The sequence below is a fragment of the Collimonas sp. genome, from assembly GCF_035566375.1.
Taxonomy (GTDB): domain Bacteria; phylum Pseudomonadota; class Gammaproteobacteria; order Burkholderiales; family Burkholderiaceae_D; genus Collimonas.
Window position 1 is genome coordinate 61,066 of record NZ_DATMRK010000007.1, and the last position, 16,652, is coordinate 77,717.

Below are 16,652 nucleotides of genomic sequence, written 5' to 3' on the forward strand. Positions count from 1 at the left end.
TCTGTCTGGCGGCTAGTTTACACCGTTTCCCGGAAACTGGCAGGAAGTACGAATCTCATCCTGTTGCACTGAACGCGCGCAACAGGATAAGTGCGACTTATCAAGCCAGCTTGCGTTGCCCCGGATCGTAGTAAAACTGTTCTTCGCTTATCTTGTCACCGCGCCAAAGCTGGTAGGCGATTTCATCTTGCTGGAAACTGCGACCATCATGGGCGACCAGTTCGAACAGCCAATTGATGGCGACCCGATCGCCATCGATCAAGAAGGACTTGGCCGCCAGGGTGCGGATTTCCTTGAACATCGCCAGTGCCTTTTCCTCACCGGCTACCAGCACCTGCAATCCCTTGCGCGGCGGCTCCTGGTTTTCCTGCATGGAGGCATCTTCGGTATAAAACTCCTGGATCGCCTCTACGTACTTCCCCTGTACAACCAGCGCGATCAGGCTTTCAACACGTTCTCGACTTGGCATGAATACTCCTGTATCAATGTGGATCGGATTTGAACTATACCCGGCTTCAGAATCGCCCGCCGGACTCGCGCAACTTGTCCGGCAAACCATCATGCGGGCCAAGCGGATCCTTCGGCGCTGCGGCCCAGCATTGATCGCCGATGCTGGCATTGCGGTCCGGATGCAAGGGATAGTAGACCTGATTGTCGGCACGGAAGCATTCACCGACCACCAGCAGGCGAACATCGGTATCGGTGTTGTTGATGAAGGTATGGGCGATACCGGTTCCGGCGGCAAAGCCAACGCCGTCTCCCGGCGCCAGCCGATGCAGATGGCCGTCCAGCCAGACCTCTGGATGGCCTTCAATGACGTAGACGAATTCCTCTTCCGTCTTCTCGGCGTGCGGCCAAGAGGTGCGGCGGCCGGGCGGCAGCAGTTCGTGATGGATGCCAAGGCGAGTCAGGCCGAACACGCGGCCGAACGGCGAACCTATCGCCATCAGCTCAGCGCTGCCGGGATAACCGGAGTCATCCGCGCCCTGAATTTCTTGCCAGTGTTTGATGCATTCCGGTCTGCTCATGGTGGCCTCCGCTGCCGCGTGTTTAACGGTTTAGTGGTTTCATTTAATCAGGCAGCTAACGCATACCCCGCAAAGTACAGGCCGCATGTAATGACTAGAAGCGGAATAAATGTACCAATCCATCGTGTTGGCGACCAATTCAATTTGGTGCCGATAAAGGCCACCACCCCATAGAAAATAGACGGGCCGAACAACGACCCAATGAACAGTGCGATGATCCACCAAGGAACGTTACAATGGTCAATCTCATAGCAGCCATGCTTCGGCGTTTGAGACATAGCCCAGTCAATATGACTACCGGCATAACCACACCCCCAAGCTACTAAAAACCCGAAAACTACGGCGGCAACTACTATTAGAAAGCGTTTCATTTTTATTTCAAAAAACAGGATTTCTTTTGCGGCAGAGAGGATGCCCGGCGCTGCCTAGGAAGAAGTCCCGAGAGTGAGTCCGCAGACCCGTATGGGGGCGTGTAGGCACGTGCGCGGCACAGTGATGCCCACGAATAACCGGATCAAAATTTGGTCGGGATGCAGACGGACACGCTACTTACTTCGACCCGCGATAATTGCGCCACCTATTGCAGCCAACAGTGACACGATGGCCCAGGAGAGGAAAAACATATTGGCGGCGTGTGGGTCTGTGTCGAACAAGCTACCCGCACCATGCAGCACAATTACACCGTAAGCGTAAAGTACCCCCCAACAAATAACTGTCGAGAGTAACAGCCCGATTACGCCACCTAACAGAATTTTTAGCGGTTTCATTTGATCAGGCAGCTATCGCATACCCCGCTTAGGTCGGATTATTTATGGGCTGGCTTCGATAACACTGCATATAGCCCGGCAAGGGCAGCGATACTGATTAATCCGGGTATCGTGCTGCGCTGGGTTAATCCATAAAGAATAATGTCAGTCGTTAATCCGATAATCCAGAAAACAGCAACGTACAACAATGTCGCTGCGGACAGATATTTTCTTGATGTCGTCCAGTAAGGACGGCATTTCAACCGTACCCACACCAGATTAGCAATGCCAATAACAACAAGGACTATAAAAACAGCTAAAGAGATTGCCGTCCATGCCAAAGACGGCCCGGTGAAGACTGAGTTTTTGTCTGTCTTAGACAGAATGAAATGGCAAGTAAGTGCAGCTGCATTAAGTAGGATAAGGCCGTCTATTGCATAGCCGAGAAACACCGCCGCTGAGTTTCTATCGTAGTCCTTCACTATATAGCCTTTCCGCTAGTTCTTTCCAACGCCTAGGGCTGTCGCTGGTGACATGCGCATAGTAAAAATGACCTTCGCCCTTACCCGCGGTCATTTGTTCTCCAAGGGTGGGAACAGCGCCAAGCAGCGCTGCTTCCGACATACCTGCGTGAATTTTATCTCCAAATTGAGTTAGATCGATTACTACGACTTTCTTGATATTTTTGTGGGTCTTCAGTTTCTTCAAAAAATCTCTGTCAATAGGAGAGCCTATCAACACTAGATGGTCAATGACATTGCCTTTCTTCACGTAAAACCAAGCCGTTTGCGCCGCAAGCAACGAGCCGTAGCTATATCCAATTATGTTGAACTGCTTAGACACGACGTCCATGCCACTAGAGATGACCCAATCGTCGTTGTCCTCAAAACGAATAAACAATCCTGACCGCATCGCGTCGAGCAGTGTCCCAGCGGTAGAGCCAACGTCCTGCGTTGCGGAGTTTGTCAGACCAACAGAAACATCGGTAATCCCTGCGTTTCTAAATGCTTGCAGCTGCGGTTTAATGTAACCCCCGTCAAGCCCGGCGCCGCCCCAATACAAAGTGCCACGAGGTTTCTTGACATAGATTTTTACTGGCTTGGTGTCGCTCCGCAAAGTCATTACTACCGTTACAACTGCTATAGGCACGAGTGGTATCGGCATTTAAATGTCCTCTCCGAATATTTCAATCTTGATTTCTTCGGCTTCATTAGATATAACTTTTTTGGTAAAGCCAGCAGCATCCGTATGTCCTGCGATAACGCCGCTTGAGCAATATATTTTGTAGAACCGATTTTTCAATAGCTCACCAGTTTTTTCATCGTGGAGTTGAAAGAACTGATCAAATTTCAAGGCGTGATTTTCGTTCGGAGAAAGGCCGGTGCCAGTAGCTGCCGCTACTCCAGTTGCTTCACCCAAATGCAAACACCATGCTGCATCAGTATCGACGGTCATGGAGTAATCAACTCGCTGTGGAAGAAACACAGGAGGGCGGTTACATTGGCAAATACAAATATCGCCGCTCAATGCCTTTTGCACACCATCTACAGTATTTGATAAACGTGGTCCAACGCATTTGATCGTGCCTGCTGATTTGCACACAGGACAAAACACGCCAGAGCCTTCTAGTGCATCGCTTTTACCGTAATAAGTCGAACGCGGCGTGCCGGAAATTATCGTTGCGCTGTTGTCTGCCTTGTCGCCGACGACGAGATAGTACCGAGTTAGGGACGCCATGTATCAAGCCTTCTGGGTTGCTGTTGGCTCGTAACCTTCCTGCAAAAATCCGGGAACTGGCGGCATCCCCTCTCGAATGTCGATGACCGCATGTTTTGAGTGTCTGCTTTTCTCAATAACATCACCGTTGCTCACATGACTACCTTCGATAGCGTAAGACTTACCCTTGGTAGTCATAGCGAATCCTGCGCCGGACGTGATATATGCAATCTCGCCGTTCGCATAGCGGACTTCATCCCCGACCAATGCAAACTCAATACCGTCGCTGGTCGTAGTCCTCGATGTCGCTGTATGGACAACGCCGCCTCTTTTTGTCAGGGAGCCTAGTGTCACCAGCGAATGGCTACTGATGATGGGCAGCGCGGCGATCCGCTGGCTTTCTTCGATAGCGCGAATGGCATCTGGATGGGTAACTTCTACTCCGTTGTACATCATGCGGCTCTCCTGGCAAGGTGGCTAATTATAAATATCAATTAGGCAACTATAAGCGCGAGGCTTAGACGAGAGCAAGAAATAAAGTTGAAATTTTGATATTGCAATTCTTAACAATTGCCTTTGAGGCTGGCTGCTGTCATGTAGAAGGTCGGCTTGTGCATCAGTTGCAGCAAATCATCTGGAATTTTCGTCATAACATTCTGTTTGAATGGCATGCTCTAGCCTTGTTTAGCCATCGCACATCGCTCTGGCGTCAAAAATATTCTTACTGAGACAGCAAAATCCGATAACCAACCGCAGTTTCAGTCAGCAAATGTTTAGGCTGGGCCGGATCGTCTTCCAGTTTCTGCCGCAAGTGCCCCATATAAATCCGCAGATAGTGGCCGCTCTCGGAGTGCGACGGCCCCCACACTTCTTTCAACAACTGCGGATTAGTCACTACCCTGCCGGCGTTGGCCACCAGCACCATCAGCAAACGGTATTCGGTCGGTGTCAGGTGCACCTGTTGCTGCGCCTTGGTCACCAGCCTTGCCTGCAGATCCAGCGTAACGTCGCCGAAACGGATCAAGCCGTCATCGCCGGCCAGCGGCTGGTGCTGGCGGCGCAGCGTAGCGCGTACCCTCGCCAGCAATTCGCCGACGCCGAACGGCTTGCTCAGGTAATCGTCGGCGCCGGCGTCGAGCGCCTTGATCTTGTCGGCTTCATTGACGCGCGCCGACAGCACGATGATGGGCACGCGCGACCATTTCCGCACATCCAGGATGAAATCGACGCCGTCGCCGTCCGGCAGGCCGAGATCGAGAATCACCAGATTCGGCTTGCGGGTGCCGCAATCGATCAAGCCGCGCTGCATGGTCGGTGCTTCAAAAATCTGCCAGCCTTCGCTCTCCAGCGCGGCCCGTACAAAACGCCGGATCTGCGGCTCGTCTTCAACCAGCAATGCTATTGGTGTCGGTTGCATCGTCATGCTTTCTCCGTATTTCCGCTATGTCCGCGGTTTCCCTCACTGGGGTTTACCTGGCTGCTATCAGCATCCGCGCTAGCGCCGCCGGCAACCGCGTCATGCACCTCCTTATGCTCTTCCTCATGCTCTTCCAGATCAGGCATGCTGGGCGGCGTGCCGAGCGGAATGGTAAAGATGAATTGAGCGCCGCCTGTGCTGCCTGCGCCACCATTGCGAGCCCGGATAGTGCCGTCGTGGGCCTCCACAATCGCACGGCAAATCGCCAGCCCCAGCCCAACCCCGGGCTTGGCCGATTCGCGCTCGCCGCGTGTGAATTTCTCGAAGATCGCATCTTCCATGCCGCTCGGCAGCCCTGGCCCGTCATCCGCCACGGTCACCGTCAGATAGCGGCCGCTGACCACGGCGCCCAATACGATGTGCGAACCGGCGGGCGTGTACTTGGCGGCGTTTTCCAGCAAATTGCACAGCACGCGTTCAATCAGTACCGCATCAAAACGAATCAGCGGCAATTCATGCGCTACCCGGATTTCAACATGGTGCCCAAGCAGCGCCGAGCCACTGGCGCGCAATGCGCTGCCGACCACTTCCTCGAACGGCTGCCATTGCAGGTTCAGCTTGACCTCGCCGCTCTGGATTCTGGCCATATCCAGCAAATTGGTGACCAGCGCGCTCATGCGCAGCATTTCGCTATGCAGTGCGGTGGCCAGCACTTGCTGCTGCTGTTGTAATGGCGGCTTGGACAATACCAGCGATTCGGAGAGGCCGATCAAGGCCGTCAAAGGCGTGCGCAAATCGTGCGACAGCGCCGACAACAGGGAATTGCGCAAACGCTCCGACTCCATCCGTACCAAAGCATCTTGCGCAACCTCGACATAATGCACCCGCTCCAGCGCAATCGCCGTCAAAGTAGCAAACGTATACAACTGTTGCTGCTGTTCCGGAATCAAGATCCAGCGCCGGCTGTGCGGCAGGATCACCAGCACGCCGCGGGTCCGCATCGGCGCTACCAGGGGCAGATAAAGGTAATTGCTGGCTGGCAGCGTATCGGTGCCGATGCCGGCGCTGCTGGCGTTATCGAAAGCCCACTGGGCAATCCCCATATCGAGTGCTGCAGCGACCTCAGCCGCGTTGTCCGGGATCACCGCAGGCATTTGCAAACGGCCGGCGTCGTCCGGGATCAGCAGCAAGGTCTTGGCCTGGAAACTGCGTTGCAGGAATTGCCCGCTGGTTTCGAATATCTGCTCGGTCTGCAACACGCCGGACAGGGCGCGGGCAAATTCGAACAAGGCGCGCGAGCGCGCTTCACGGTCCGAGGCAATCCGCGCCTGGTAGCGCAGCCCGGCGGTTAGGTGGGTAATGGTCAGGCCCACCGCCAGCATCACGCCGAAGGTCAGCAGATACTGGAAATCGCTGACGGCAAATGAAAAGCGCGGTGGCACAAAAAAGAAATCGAAAGAAGCGATACTCAGCAAAGCGACAAAAATTGCCGGCCCGCGGCCGTAGCGGATGGCGATCACGACTTCCGCCAGCAGATACAGCATGACGATGTTGGCCAAGTCGAAAAACGGCAGGATCGGCGTCGCCAGCACGGTCACCAACACACAAACCGCAAACGCCCAACCGTAGCCCCACCACTCGATCCTGCTCTGCATCGGTACATGACGCGGCGCGATTTTTCCAGCGGCGTCTTCTTGCTTTTCCACAGCGCTGACCGGCGGCGCGCCGATGGCGATGACGTCGATGTCGCGGGCGCTGGCTGCGATCCGTGCGGAATGATTGGTTTGCCAGGGATAGCGGCGCTGGCTGCGGCCGATGATGATCTTTGAAAAATTATGGCTGCGGGCGTAAGCGGCCATGACTGGCGCCACTTCGTTACCGGCCAATACCGCCGTGGTCGCCCCCAGGTCCTGCGCCAGCTTGAGCGTCTTCAGGATGCGCTCGCGCTTGGCCGACGGCAGGCGCTGCAAGCGCGGCGTCTCGACATACACCGCATGCCACTCGGCATTGAGCTGGGTCGCCAGGCGGGCGGTGCTGCGGATCACGTGCTCCGCGCTGGGCGAGGGACCGACGCAAGCCAGCAAGGCGGCGTCGGTCTGCCACACCGCCCCTATCGATTTCTCGATCCGGTAGGCCTGGACATCGCCCTGCAAACGATCCGCGGTGCGGCGCAAAGCCAGTTCTCGCAACGCGATCAGGTTGCCCTTGCGGAAAAAATTGCGCGAGGCGCGCTCGGCTTGCGCCTGTTTATAAACCTTGCCGAGTTTGAGCCGGTTCAGCAATTCATCAGCCGGTAAATCCACCAGCACCACTTCATCGGCCGCATCGAATACGGTATCCGGCAAGGTTTCCGCGACACGGATGCCGGTGATGCCGCCCACCACGTCGTTCAGGCTTTCCAGATGCTGGACATTGAGCGTGGTGAAGACGTCGATACCGGCGTTCAGCAATTCCTCCACGTCTTGCCAGCGTTTCGGATGGCGCGAGCCGGAAGCATTGGAATGCGCCAACTCATCGACCAGTATCAGCGAAGGCTTGCGCTTCAAGGCCGCGTCCAGATCGAATTCCAGCAGTTGCTTGTCGCGATACGGGATCTGCTTCAAGGGCAGCAATTCCAGGCCATGCAACAGCGCCGCGGTTTCAGAGCGGCCGTGGCTCTCGATCACGCCGGCCAGCACCTCGCGCCCTTCGCTATGCAATTTATGGGCGGCGCTGAGCATGGCGTAAGTTTTACCGACGCCGGCCGAAGCGCCAAAATAGATGCGCAGCTTGCCCCGCCCCGCTTGAATCTCCGCCACTTGCAGTCGGGCCAGGAGAGCATCCGGATCTGGGCGCAAATCGTCGTTTGAGTAAGGTGAAGACACTGATTACCTTATAAAATTCGTCGATAAGACGGTTATGCAAAATCGTAGCCCAATTGTAGATTGGCAGATTAAAAATTGTAGATTAAAACGCGCTACCGTTACGATACTCTGAAACCCGTTTGAACTCTTTGCCGGCCCCGGAAACAGCATGACGAACAGGCCGGGAAGCTATGCGCTTTCCGGCCGATACTATTGCAACAATCTGGCAACAACTATTAAAACGTTTTGGTCGCCGATACTACCAGTGCGGTTTTACCCAGGTTCTTGTGATCCGGCCCCGGTCCTACATAATTTTTGGTGTCGGTGCCGATCACAGCCACGCTGCCTGACAGGAAACCGAAATCCTTGGTCAAGCCGACTTTCCAATCGTTATAGCTCAATGTTGAATTGTGTTTGACGGTTTGATGGCCGGCGTGCAAATTGACCGTATAACCGTTGCTGACATCGATATTGGCGCCGATATCCAGGTAGCCGCTGTTCTTGCTGTCGACAGCGCCGAACAGATTGGTCACCGACTGTGAATACTTGATGTAAGCCGGGCCGTAACCCAGCTGGCCATACAGCTCGGTGGTATTCGCATCCGGATGCAGATCGTTGGATGGATAGATATACGTCAGGACGCCGACATCGTAGCTAAAGTCCGGAGTGAAATTACCCTTCTTGCCGGCATACACATCCCACTCGATATTGCCGTTGCCGCCGCTATCCTTGATCCATTTCAGCGTCGACAGCCAGGTCCCTACATACAGCCCGGTCGGATTATTGCTATAGTCCGCGCCGCCTTGCAGAGCCGGTTTCAATCGCGTCTGGGAAATCCCGCGAAAGCGATAGTCGGACGCCAGGGTAGCGTTGAACGTCAGCGAATTATCGGGCACAGCAGCAGCTTCTTCCGCTTGAGAGAAATTAGAGGTCAGAGCAGTAACGCCGATAACGCCAAGCAAACCGGCAAAATAGAGTATTTTCTTCATAGGCTTCAAGTAAAGCAAAGGTTGGTGGTGATAACTGCAAAGGCGCGTGTAGAGACTGGCCGCACACCGTGCGGCCAGTCCTGCAAGCAAATGGTGCTTCTAAAAAAGGGGCTTAGTTTGCTGCCGGAGCCGGCGCTGCAGCTGGATCCTGCCGGTCCAGCGCCAGGTTCAAGGCCATGACATTGACCCGCGGCTCGCCCAGGAAACCCAGGCTGCGCTGCAACTGCAAACCGTCGATCAGAGCGCGCACCGTATCCACGTTCAGCTTGCGCTCGCGCGCGACACGCCCGGCCTGGTAGTAAGCGGCGGCGAGGCTGATTTCCGGGTCCAGGCCGCTGCCGGAGGCAGTCACCAGATCGACCGGGATCGGCAATGTGTTGCCCGGATCGGCCGCTTTCAAGGCGTCGACCCGGCCTTTGACAGCGTCGATCAACGCCGGATTGCTGGGGCCGAAGTTGGAGCCGCCGGACGATTGCGCGTTATACGGCATCGGCGCGGTAGCAGACAAACGGCCCCAGAAATAGTTAGGAGCCGAAAACTCCTGGCCGATCAGGCGCGAACCGATCAGCTTGCCGTTTTGCACGATCAGGCTGCCGGCGGCCTGGTCCGGAAAAGCCACCTTGCCGATGCCAGTCACGGCCAGCGGATAGATCACCCCGCACAGCACAGTGAGGCCGACAAACAGCACCAGCGCCGGACGCAATACGCCTTGCGAGGCGGTGTGTGTGGCTGCCGCCGACGTTGCTGGAGACGATATTGTTGTAGATGCGGATTTCATTTCTAGACTCCTGATTACACCAGATGCATTACCGACAAAATCATGTCGATCAGTTTGATGCCGATGAAGGGCAAGATGATGCCGCCCAGGCCATAGATCAGCAGATTACGACGCAACAGCGAAGCCGCGCCGACCGCGCGATATCTGACACCCTTCAACGCCAGCGGAATCAGCACCACGATGATCAAGGCGTTGAAAATAACCGCAGACATGATCGCCGACGACGGGCTGGCCAGATGCATCACATTCAAGGCCGCCAGCTGCGGATAAGTGGTGATGAAAGCCGCCGGGATAATCGCAAAATACTTGGCGATATCGTTGGCGATCGAGAAGGTCGACAAAGCGCCGCGCGTCATCAGCATCTGTTTGCCGATCTCGACGATCTCCAGCAGCTTGGTCGGATTCGAATCCAGGTCGACCATATTGCCGGCCTCTTTCGCCGCCTGCGTGCCGCTGTTCATCGCCACCGCCACGTCAGCCTGGGCCAGCGCCGGCGCATCGTTGGTACCGTCGCCAGTCATCGCCACCAGACGGCCTTCGGATTGATAGCTGCGGATCAGCTTCAGCTTGTCTTCCGGCGTCGCTTCGGCCAGGAAATCGTCGACCCCTGCTTCAGCCGCAATCGAAGCCGCAGTCAGGCGATTGTCGCCGGTGATCATGACCGTCTTGATACCCATCCGGCGCAATTCGGCAAAACGTTCCTTGATGCCGCCCTTGACGATGTCTTTCAGCTCAACCACGCCCATCACCACGCCTTCATCCACCACCACCAGCGGCGTACTGCCGCGGCGGGCGACGTCGTCGACGTTATGTGCGACTTCAGCAGGAAACGGCAGGCCCAGCTCTTGCATATAGTTCTTGATCGCTTCGGACGAACCCTTGCGGATCGCGCGGTTGCCGATATCGACGCCGCTCATGCGGGTTTGCGCAGTGAACGGCACGAAAGTGGCGTGCAGCACATTCATCTCGCGTTCACGGATATTGAAACGCTGCTTGGCCAGCACCACGATGCTGCGCCCTTCCGGCGTTTCATCCGCCAGCGAAGCCAGTTGCGCGACATCCGCCAATTGCTGCTCGGTGATGCCAGGTGCAGGCACGAAGGCCGAAGCCTGACGGTTGCCGAGGGTGATGGTGCCGGTCTTGTCCAGCAACAGCACATCGACGTCACCGGCAGCTTCCACCGCACGGCCAGAGGTGGCGATCACGTTGGCCTGCATCATGCGGCTCATGCCAGCCACGCCGATGGCGGACAGCAAGGCGCCGATGGTGGTCGGGATCAGGCACACCAGCAAGGCCACCAGGACCGTGATGGTGATCGGCATACCGCTTTTGGCAGCCGTTACGCTAAACAAGGAGAACGGCAGCAGGGTCACCGTCACCAGCAGGAACACGATGGTCAGCGCCACAAGCAAGATGGTCAGGGCGATTTCGTTCGGCGTCTTTTGACGCTTGGCGCTTTCCACCATCGAGATCATGCGATCCAGGAAAGCTTCGCCCGGATTCACCGACACCCGTACCACCAGCCAGTCGGACAGCACCCGGGTGCCGCCGGTCACGGCAGAGAAATCGCCGCCGGATTCGCGGATCACAGGCGCCGATTCGCCGGTGATCGCGCTCTCGTCGACCGAGGCTACGCCTTCGATGACTTCGCCGTCCACCGGAATCACATCGCCGGCTTCCACCAGCACCACATCGCCCTTGCGCAGATTGCTGGCCGGGGTGGCCGCCCAGCTGCTGAGCTGGCCCTTGGACTTGCTGTTGGCTTCCAGTTTTTTAGCGGAAACGGTTTGCTTCAAGGCGCGCAGCGATTCCGCTTGCGCCTTGCTGCGTCCCTCGGCCAGCGCTTCGGCAAAATTGGCGAACAGCACCGTGAACCAGAGCCATACCGAGATCGCCAGGATGAAAGCCGGGCTGGCCTCGCCCTTGCCGATCAAGGCTTGGAAATACAGCAGCGTGGTCAAGATGCTGCCGACATAAACTACAAACATGACCGGGTTGCGCAACTGCGTTTGCGGCGCCAGTTTTTTGAACGATGCGACGATCGCCGGGCCCATGAGCGCGGAATCGAACAAGGTCAGATTAGTGCGAGACATGATGATCCTTCTTCTTAACTTAGTGTGCAGCAAAGATTTGCAGATGTTCAACCACCGGGCCAAGCGCCAGCGCCGGTACATAGTTCAGTACCCCCACCAGCACCACCACACCGATCAGCAAGACGATGAACAGCGGACCATGCGTCGGCATCGTGCCGGAGTTCGGCTCCAGCCGTTTTTTGGCGGCAAACGAACCAGCCATCGCCAGGATCGTGACGATGATGATGAAACGTCCGAACCACATCGCTATCGCCAGCATCACGTTATAGAACGGCGTGTTGGCTGACAAACCGCCGAAGGCGCTGCCGTTGTTGTTGGCGGCGGAAGAGAAGGCGTACAGGATTTCGCTGAAGCCGTGGGCGCCGGGATTCAGGATGCCCGCTACCCCGGCCGTCGCCATCACCGCAATCGCAGTGCCGCCCAACACCAGGATCGGCGTCGCCAGGATCGCGATCGAAGTCATCTTCATTTCGAAGGACTGGATTTTCTTGCCCAGGTATTCCGGCGTGCGGCCAATCATCAGGCCGGCGATAAACACCGCCATGATGGCAAACACCAGCATGCCGTACAGGCCGGAGCCGACGCCGCCGAACACCACTTCGCCCATCTGGATCAGCGCCATCGGCACCATGCCGCCCAAGGCCGTGAACGAATCGTGCATGGCGTTCACCGCGCCGCAAGAGGCTGCCGTGGTCACCGCTGCAAACAAGGCCGAAGCGCTGATGCCGAAACGGCTCTCCTTGCCTTCCATATTGCCGCCCGATTGCAGCAGGCTATGCGCCTGGTCGATGCCCAAGGCACTGAGGCCCGGATGCGCTTGCTGCTCGGCGTACATCACCACACAAGTCATGATCACGAAAATGATCGTCATCGCCGCCAGCACCGCCCAACCCTGGCGGATATCGCCCACCATGAAGCCGAAGGTGAAACACAGCGCCGCCGGGATCAGGAAGATCGCCAGCATCTGCATGAAGTTCGACAAAGGGGTCGGATTTTCATAAGGATGGGCCGAGTTGGCGTTGAAGAAACCGCCGCCATTGGTGCCTATCATCTTGATCGCTTCCTGCGAAGCCACCGGACCCATGGCCAAAGTCTGCACCTTGGTGTTCATGGTTTCCAGCACCGGCTTGCCGGCTGCATCGTTGATTGGCTGACCGTCGGCGCCGACTTTCGGCTGCTGATAAGTCAACGGCTGAACGATGTTGGCGTCTTTATACGAATCGAAATTCTGGATCACTCCTTGGCTGATCAGGAATACCGAGAAAATCACCGCCAGCGGCAGCAATATATAAGTGGTAGAACGCGTGATGTCGGTCCAGAAATTACCGATCGACTGTGCCGAATGACGCGAAAAACCGCGAATCAAGGCAAACGCAACCGCTATGCCGGTAGCAGCGGAAAAGAAGTTTTGCACCGCCAGCACCAGCATCTGGGTCAGGTAGCTCATCGCGCTTTCGCCCGAATAACCTTGCCAGTTGGTGTTGCTGATAAAGCTGACCGCAGTATTGAAGGCGGAATCCGAGCTGAGATTGGCAAAATGCTGAGGATTCAACGGCAGCCACAGCTGGAAGCGTTGCAAGGCATAGGTAGCCAGCGCGCCGATGGTATTAAACAGCAGCAAGGCCAGCGCGTAGGTCTTCCAGTTCATCTCGGACTTGGCCTTGATGCCGGCGCAACGGTACAGCCATTTCTCGATCCGGTTAAAAACTCCACTAAGCCAACCGAAACCCTTTACCGGAGCATGATCGGAAGAACCGGCGGCGACCTGCACGATGAATTTGCCGAGCGGATAGCTCAGCACCAGCAGCACCGCCAGGAAGGCGATCAACAACATGGTGGATTGGGAGGTCATGTCAGAAATCCTCCGCATTGATCAAAGCCACGACCAGGTACACCAGCAGCGCCACGGTCACCACTGCGCCAAGTATGTAGAACGCGTTCATTGACGGTCCTCCAGCTTCTTGCAACCCACCGCCAGCGCCCAGGTGACGACAAACATCGCCACGATCGCGCCAACATAAATTCCATCCAGGACCAACACCTTCAGCTCCATCATTACCCTCATCACAGATTAGTTGCGGTACTGACAGGCTATAGAGAAGCCTCTAAAAATGTTGTAAAGAGTGGTGATGGGGGTGTAAACAAAGTGTAAAAAAAGCGTAAAAACCCGCAAATAAATCCAATCCTGCGCGATGCCTGCGGGCGAGCGCCGAATGCCGTTGATTTTCTTGGCTTTTTTACCACATTCAATACTATTGATGCAGGCAAACAGGTACACTTTCAGCCTTGTCAGCCACCGCCCCAGACCAGACATGCACTACGCCCTAGATCTGCGCACCTTTATCTTCAGTCACTATTTCTATACGGGTTTGCGGATCGCCACCGGCGTCGTCGGCCTTACCTTGCTGGTGCTGCAATTCACCGACCTGCCGACCGCCATGACGGTCTGTATCGGCGCTCTCTCCACCAGCCTGATGGATTTGCCCAGCACGCTGCGCCACAAGTTCAACGAGATGCTGTCCAGCGTGCTGATCTGCAGCGTGGTGACGCTGATCATCAGCCTCTGTGCGCCATTCCACTGGCTGCTGAGCGGCATGCTGGTGATCGTCACCTTCTTCGCCAGCATGATGCTGGTGTATGGCAAAAAAGCCATGCCGCTGCAATTCTCGGCCCTGTTCGTCATGACGCTAGCCATGGAAAACGCCATGAGCGTGCCGCAAGCTTTCTTTCACACCGGCTTGTTCCTCAGCGGCGGCCTGATTTATCTAGCCTATTCGATGACGGTTTCCTGGTTTTTACGCAGCCGCATCAAACAGCAGGTGTTGGCCGAGGCGCTGTTCGAACTGACCCGCTACATCAATATCAAGGCCGATTTCTACGATATCCATATGGATCTGAACAACCAGTTCAATCTGCTGGTGCGCCAGCAAATCGTGCTGGCCGAAAAACAGCAGGCCTCGCGCGACCTGATCCTGCGCGACCCCAAGAATGAACAGGACACCATCCTGGTGCAAGTCCATTTCGGCATGTTCGATCTGTACGAACACATCCTCTCGGCGCACACCGATTACGCCATCCTGCGCCAGCATTTTGCCGATGCCGACGTCCTCACCTATCTGCGCGACCTGGTCAACAAGGCCGCCAAGGATATCGAATCGATCTCCTACGCCGTGACCCGCAAGCGCGCCTCGTTCGCCAGCATCAGCTACAAGGCCGAGATGCGCTCGATCGAGAGCGAAATGCAGCAACTGCAGCAAGACAGCCTGGCCGGCAAGATCTCCGAAGAAGCGCTCGATATCCTGCGCGCCACCTACATCAAGATCAGCGACGCGATCGACATGATCGGCCAGTTGCACCACGCCACCCAAAGCGTGCAAGGGCCGCTGCCGGTGTTCATGAGCAAAGACATGACGCCGTTCCTGACCCAGCAGAAATATCAGTTGGGCGTGCTGGTCTCCAACCTGCGCTGGCAATCGCCCACCTTCCGTTTTGCGATACGCGCCGCGCTGGCGATTTCCTGCGGCCTGCTAGCAGCCGATTCCCTGCCCTATGCCGGCCACGGCTACTGGATCGTCCTCACCATAGCGATCATCCTCAAACCCAGTTTCAGCCAGACCAAACAGCGCCGCAGCGACCGTCTGATCGGCACCCTGATCGGCTGCGTCGCCACTGCCCTGATCCTGCGCTTCGTGCATGAGCCGATCGCCCTGCTAGGTTTCATGTTCATGGCCACCGCAGCCGCACCCGCCTTCATCTACGTCAAGTACCGCTACACCGCGATTGCCGCCAGCATGCAGATTCTGTTGCAGATCAATCTGGTCATCCCCAGCAGCGGCCACGTCATCGGCGAACGCCTGATCGATACACTGATCGGCGCCGTCATCGCCACCGCCTTCAGCTTCGTCCTGCCGAGCTGGGAATACCGCACGCTGCCGCAACTGGTGCGCAATGTCTTGAAAAGCAACCAGCGTTTCCTCGAAGCCGGCAGCAAGCTGTTGCAAGGCAAAGTGCGCGACGATTTCATTTACCGCGTCTGCCGCAAACGCTTCCTCGACAGCATCTCCGAACTGGCCTCAACCCTGGTGCGGATGCTCGACGAACCCGTCAGCAAACATCGCGCGGTGGAAAACCTGAATCAATTCATCATCCAGAATTATCTGGTGATTGCGCATATCGCCGCGCTGCGCATGCTGCTGCGGCGCAACGCCGAAGGCATGCCGCAGGAGGCGGTCAATCTCCAGCTCGACGCCGCCACCGAACACGTCCGCAAGACGCTGGAGCTGGCGGAACAGGTCTTGAATCCGGCGGCACCGCTGGCGGCACCGAGCGCTGGCCCCATATCCGAGACTGACGCCACTGGCGAGATGGCGCAGGCAGCCAACTGGTCAGCCTGGTATCCGCTGCAGCGGCGGGTCGAGCAGTTGTATGAAGACACGGAAAAAATCGCCGTCAACAGCGCTGCGATCGGTCGCATCCTGGCGGCGTGACGGCAGTCATGACATCGCCATTGCAAGAGTCATGTGGGATCAGGAGTCATCTGGGGTCAGAGTCAACTTTCGCAGTGCTTCATCGCGAAACTTGACTCTGACCCCACATGACGGATTCGGAGAAAGACAGAACGCGCCATGCGGTTTTGTTCTTTTTTAACGATGAGGCAGGTACTCCGTGGCCCGCTAAGTGGGGTCAGAGTGAAGTTTCTGCAAAAAACACGCAGAAAGTTCACTCTGACCCCAGTTAGCTCATTGCCTATGCCGTGGCAAGCCAGTACAACAAGCTTGGCTTACTCCAGGCTATTCACATAGCGCTGATTAAGCACCTCGATACGCCGTTCGGCCTGTTCCGCCAGCATACCGGCAGCGGCCATCGCCAGGCGGGTCAGGCACTCGGTATCGGCAACATTCAGCGTCGGCGGACAGGCGGCGTCGCCCTCTTCCCGCGCCAGATTGCTGGCGTGGATCAAGCCCAGGCAAGTTTGAATGCCTTGCGTCGCATCCAAGGTGTGCGCCAGGAATTGCATGGCGGCGTCGATGCGCAATTCTTCC

General features: G+C 56.5%; 17 protein-coding genes. 1 reads left to right on the forward strand and 16 read right to left on the reverse strand.

The window, feature by feature from the left end; translation table 11 throughout:
* Positions 1-100: 100 nt before the first annotated feature.
* The 15 genes from VNZ60_RS01275 to VNZ60_RS01345 form a co-directional block, all read right to left on the reverse strand.
* Positions 101-469 carry a nuclear transport factor 2 family protein gene (locus VNZ60_RS01275; protein ID WP_325656399.1) on the reverse strand — a complete coding sequence of 123 codons (369 nt, stop codon included), beginning with the start codon at positions 467-469 and terminating at the stop codon, positions 101-103.
* A gap of 46 nt (positions 470-515) precedes the next feature.
* Positions 516-1,028 (reverse strand): cupin domain-containing protein, encoded by a 513-nt coding sequence (locus VNZ60_RS01280; protein WP_325656401.1) that lies wholly within the window; start codon positions 1,026-1,028, stop codon positions 516-518.
* A gap of 47 nt (positions 1,029-1,075) precedes the next feature.
* Positions 1,076-1,399: a hypothetical protein gene (locus VNZ60_RS01285; protein ID WP_325656402.1), complete on the reverse strand. Its 324-nt coding sequence runs from the start codon at positions 1,397-1,399 to the stop codon at positions 1,076-1,078.
* A 434-nt stretch (positions 1,400-1,833) separates the two neighbouring features.
* On the reverse strand, positions 1,834-2,256 hold the full coding sequence (locus tag VNZ60_RS01290; protein WP_325656403.1) for a hypothetical protein: 423 nt from the start codon (positions 2,254-2,256) through the stop codon (positions 1,834-1,836).
* Entirely contained in the window at positions 2,240-2,938 is a 699-nt protein-coding gene (locus VNZ60_RS01295; RefSeq protein WP_325656404.1) for a hypothetical protein, read from the reverse strand. Before VNZ60_RS01295 ends, VNZ60_RS01290 begins: the two co-directional genes overlap by 17 nt.
* Complete coding sequence (locus tag VNZ60_RS01300; protein ID WP_325656406.1) at positions 2,939-3,511, reverse strand: PAAR domain-containing protein; 573 nt, start codon at positions 3,509-3,511, stop codon at positions 2,939-2,941.
* A 3-nt stretch (positions 3,512-3,514) separates the two neighbouring features.
* The gene (locus VNZ60_RS01305) at positions 3,515-3,946 is read right to left on the reverse strand and encodes a PAAR domain-containing protein (protein ID WP_325656408.1); all 432 of its coding nucleotides are present in this window, start codon (positions 3,944-3,946) and stop codon (positions 3,515-3,517) included.
* Positions 3,947-4,211: 265 nt separating this feature from the next.
* On the reverse strand, positions 4,212-4,907 hold the full coding sequence (gene kdpE / locus VNZ60_RS01310) for a two-component system response regulator KdpE (protein WP_325656430.1): 696 nt from the start codon (positions 4,905-4,907) through the stop codon (positions 4,212-4,214).
* A 2-nt stretch (positions 4,908-4,909) separates the two neighbouring features.
* Entirely contained in the window at positions 4,910-7,771 is a 2,862-nt protein-coding gene (kdpD, locus tag VNZ60_RS01315) for a two-component system sensor histidine kinase KdpD (protein ID WP_325656410.1), read from the reverse strand.
* Positions 7,772-7,986: 215 nt separating this feature from the next.
* Positions 7,987-8,739 (reverse strand): TorF family putative porin, encoded by a 753-nt coding sequence (locus VNZ60_RS01320; protein ID WP_325656412.1) that lies wholly within the window; start codon positions 8,737-8,739, stop codon positions 7,987-7,989.
* 112 nt (positions 8,740-8,851) lie between these two features.
* Positions 8,852-9,517, reverse strand: coding sequence for a potassium-transporting ATPase subunit KdpC (kdpC, locus tag VNZ60_RS01325; RefSeq protein WP_325656414.1), 666 nt, complete (start codon positions 9,515-9,517; stop codon positions 8,852-8,854).
* A 14-nt stretch (positions 9,518-9,531) separates the two neighbouring features.
* Positions 9,532-11,610, reverse strand: a complete 2,079-nt coding sequence (gene kdpB, locus VNZ60_RS01330) for a potassium-transporting ATPase subunit KdpB (protein ID WP_325656416.1) — start codon at positions 11,608-11,610, stop codon at positions 9,532-9,534.
* 19 nt (positions 11,611-11,629) lie between these two features.
* Positions 11,630-13,462, reverse strand: a complete 1,833-nt coding sequence (gene kdpA, locus VNZ60_RS01335) for a potassium-transporting ATPase subunit KdpA (RefSeq protein WP_325656418.1) — start codon at positions 13,460-13,462, stop codon at positions 11,630-11,632.
* Position 13,463: 1 nt separating this feature from the next.
* Positions 13,464-13,553, reverse strand: a complete 90-nt coding sequence (gene kdpF / locus VNZ60_RS01340) for a K(+)-transporting ATPase subunit F (protein WP_325656420.1) — start codon at positions 13,551-13,553, stop codon at positions 13,464-13,466.
* 128 nt (positions 13,554-13,681) lie between these two features.
* Positions 13,682-13,924 carry a hypothetical protein gene (locus tag VNZ60_RS01345; protein WP_325656422.1) on the reverse strand — a complete coding sequence of 81 codons (243 nt, stop codon included), beginning with the start codon at positions 13,922-13,924 and terminating at the stop codon, positions 13,682-13,684.
* On the opposite strand from VNZ60_RS01345, the gene VNZ60_RS01350 reads away from it, so the two are divergent.
* Positions 13,923-16,097 (forward strand): FUSC family membrane protein, encoded by a 2,175-nt coding sequence (locus VNZ60_RS01350; RefSeq protein WP_325656424.1) that lies wholly within the window; start codon positions 13,923-13,925, stop codon positions 16,095-16,097. The two genes, VNZ60_RS01345 and VNZ60_RS01350, sit on opposite strands and share 2 nt — an antisense overlap.
* Positions 16,098-16,390: 293 nt before the next feature.
* Here VNZ60_RS01350 and VNZ60_RS01355 read toward each other — a convergent pair.
* A partial coding sequence (locus tag VNZ60_RS01355; protein ID WP_325656425.1) for a hypothetical protein occupies positions 16,391-16,652 on the reverse strand: 262 nt, incomplete at its 5' end.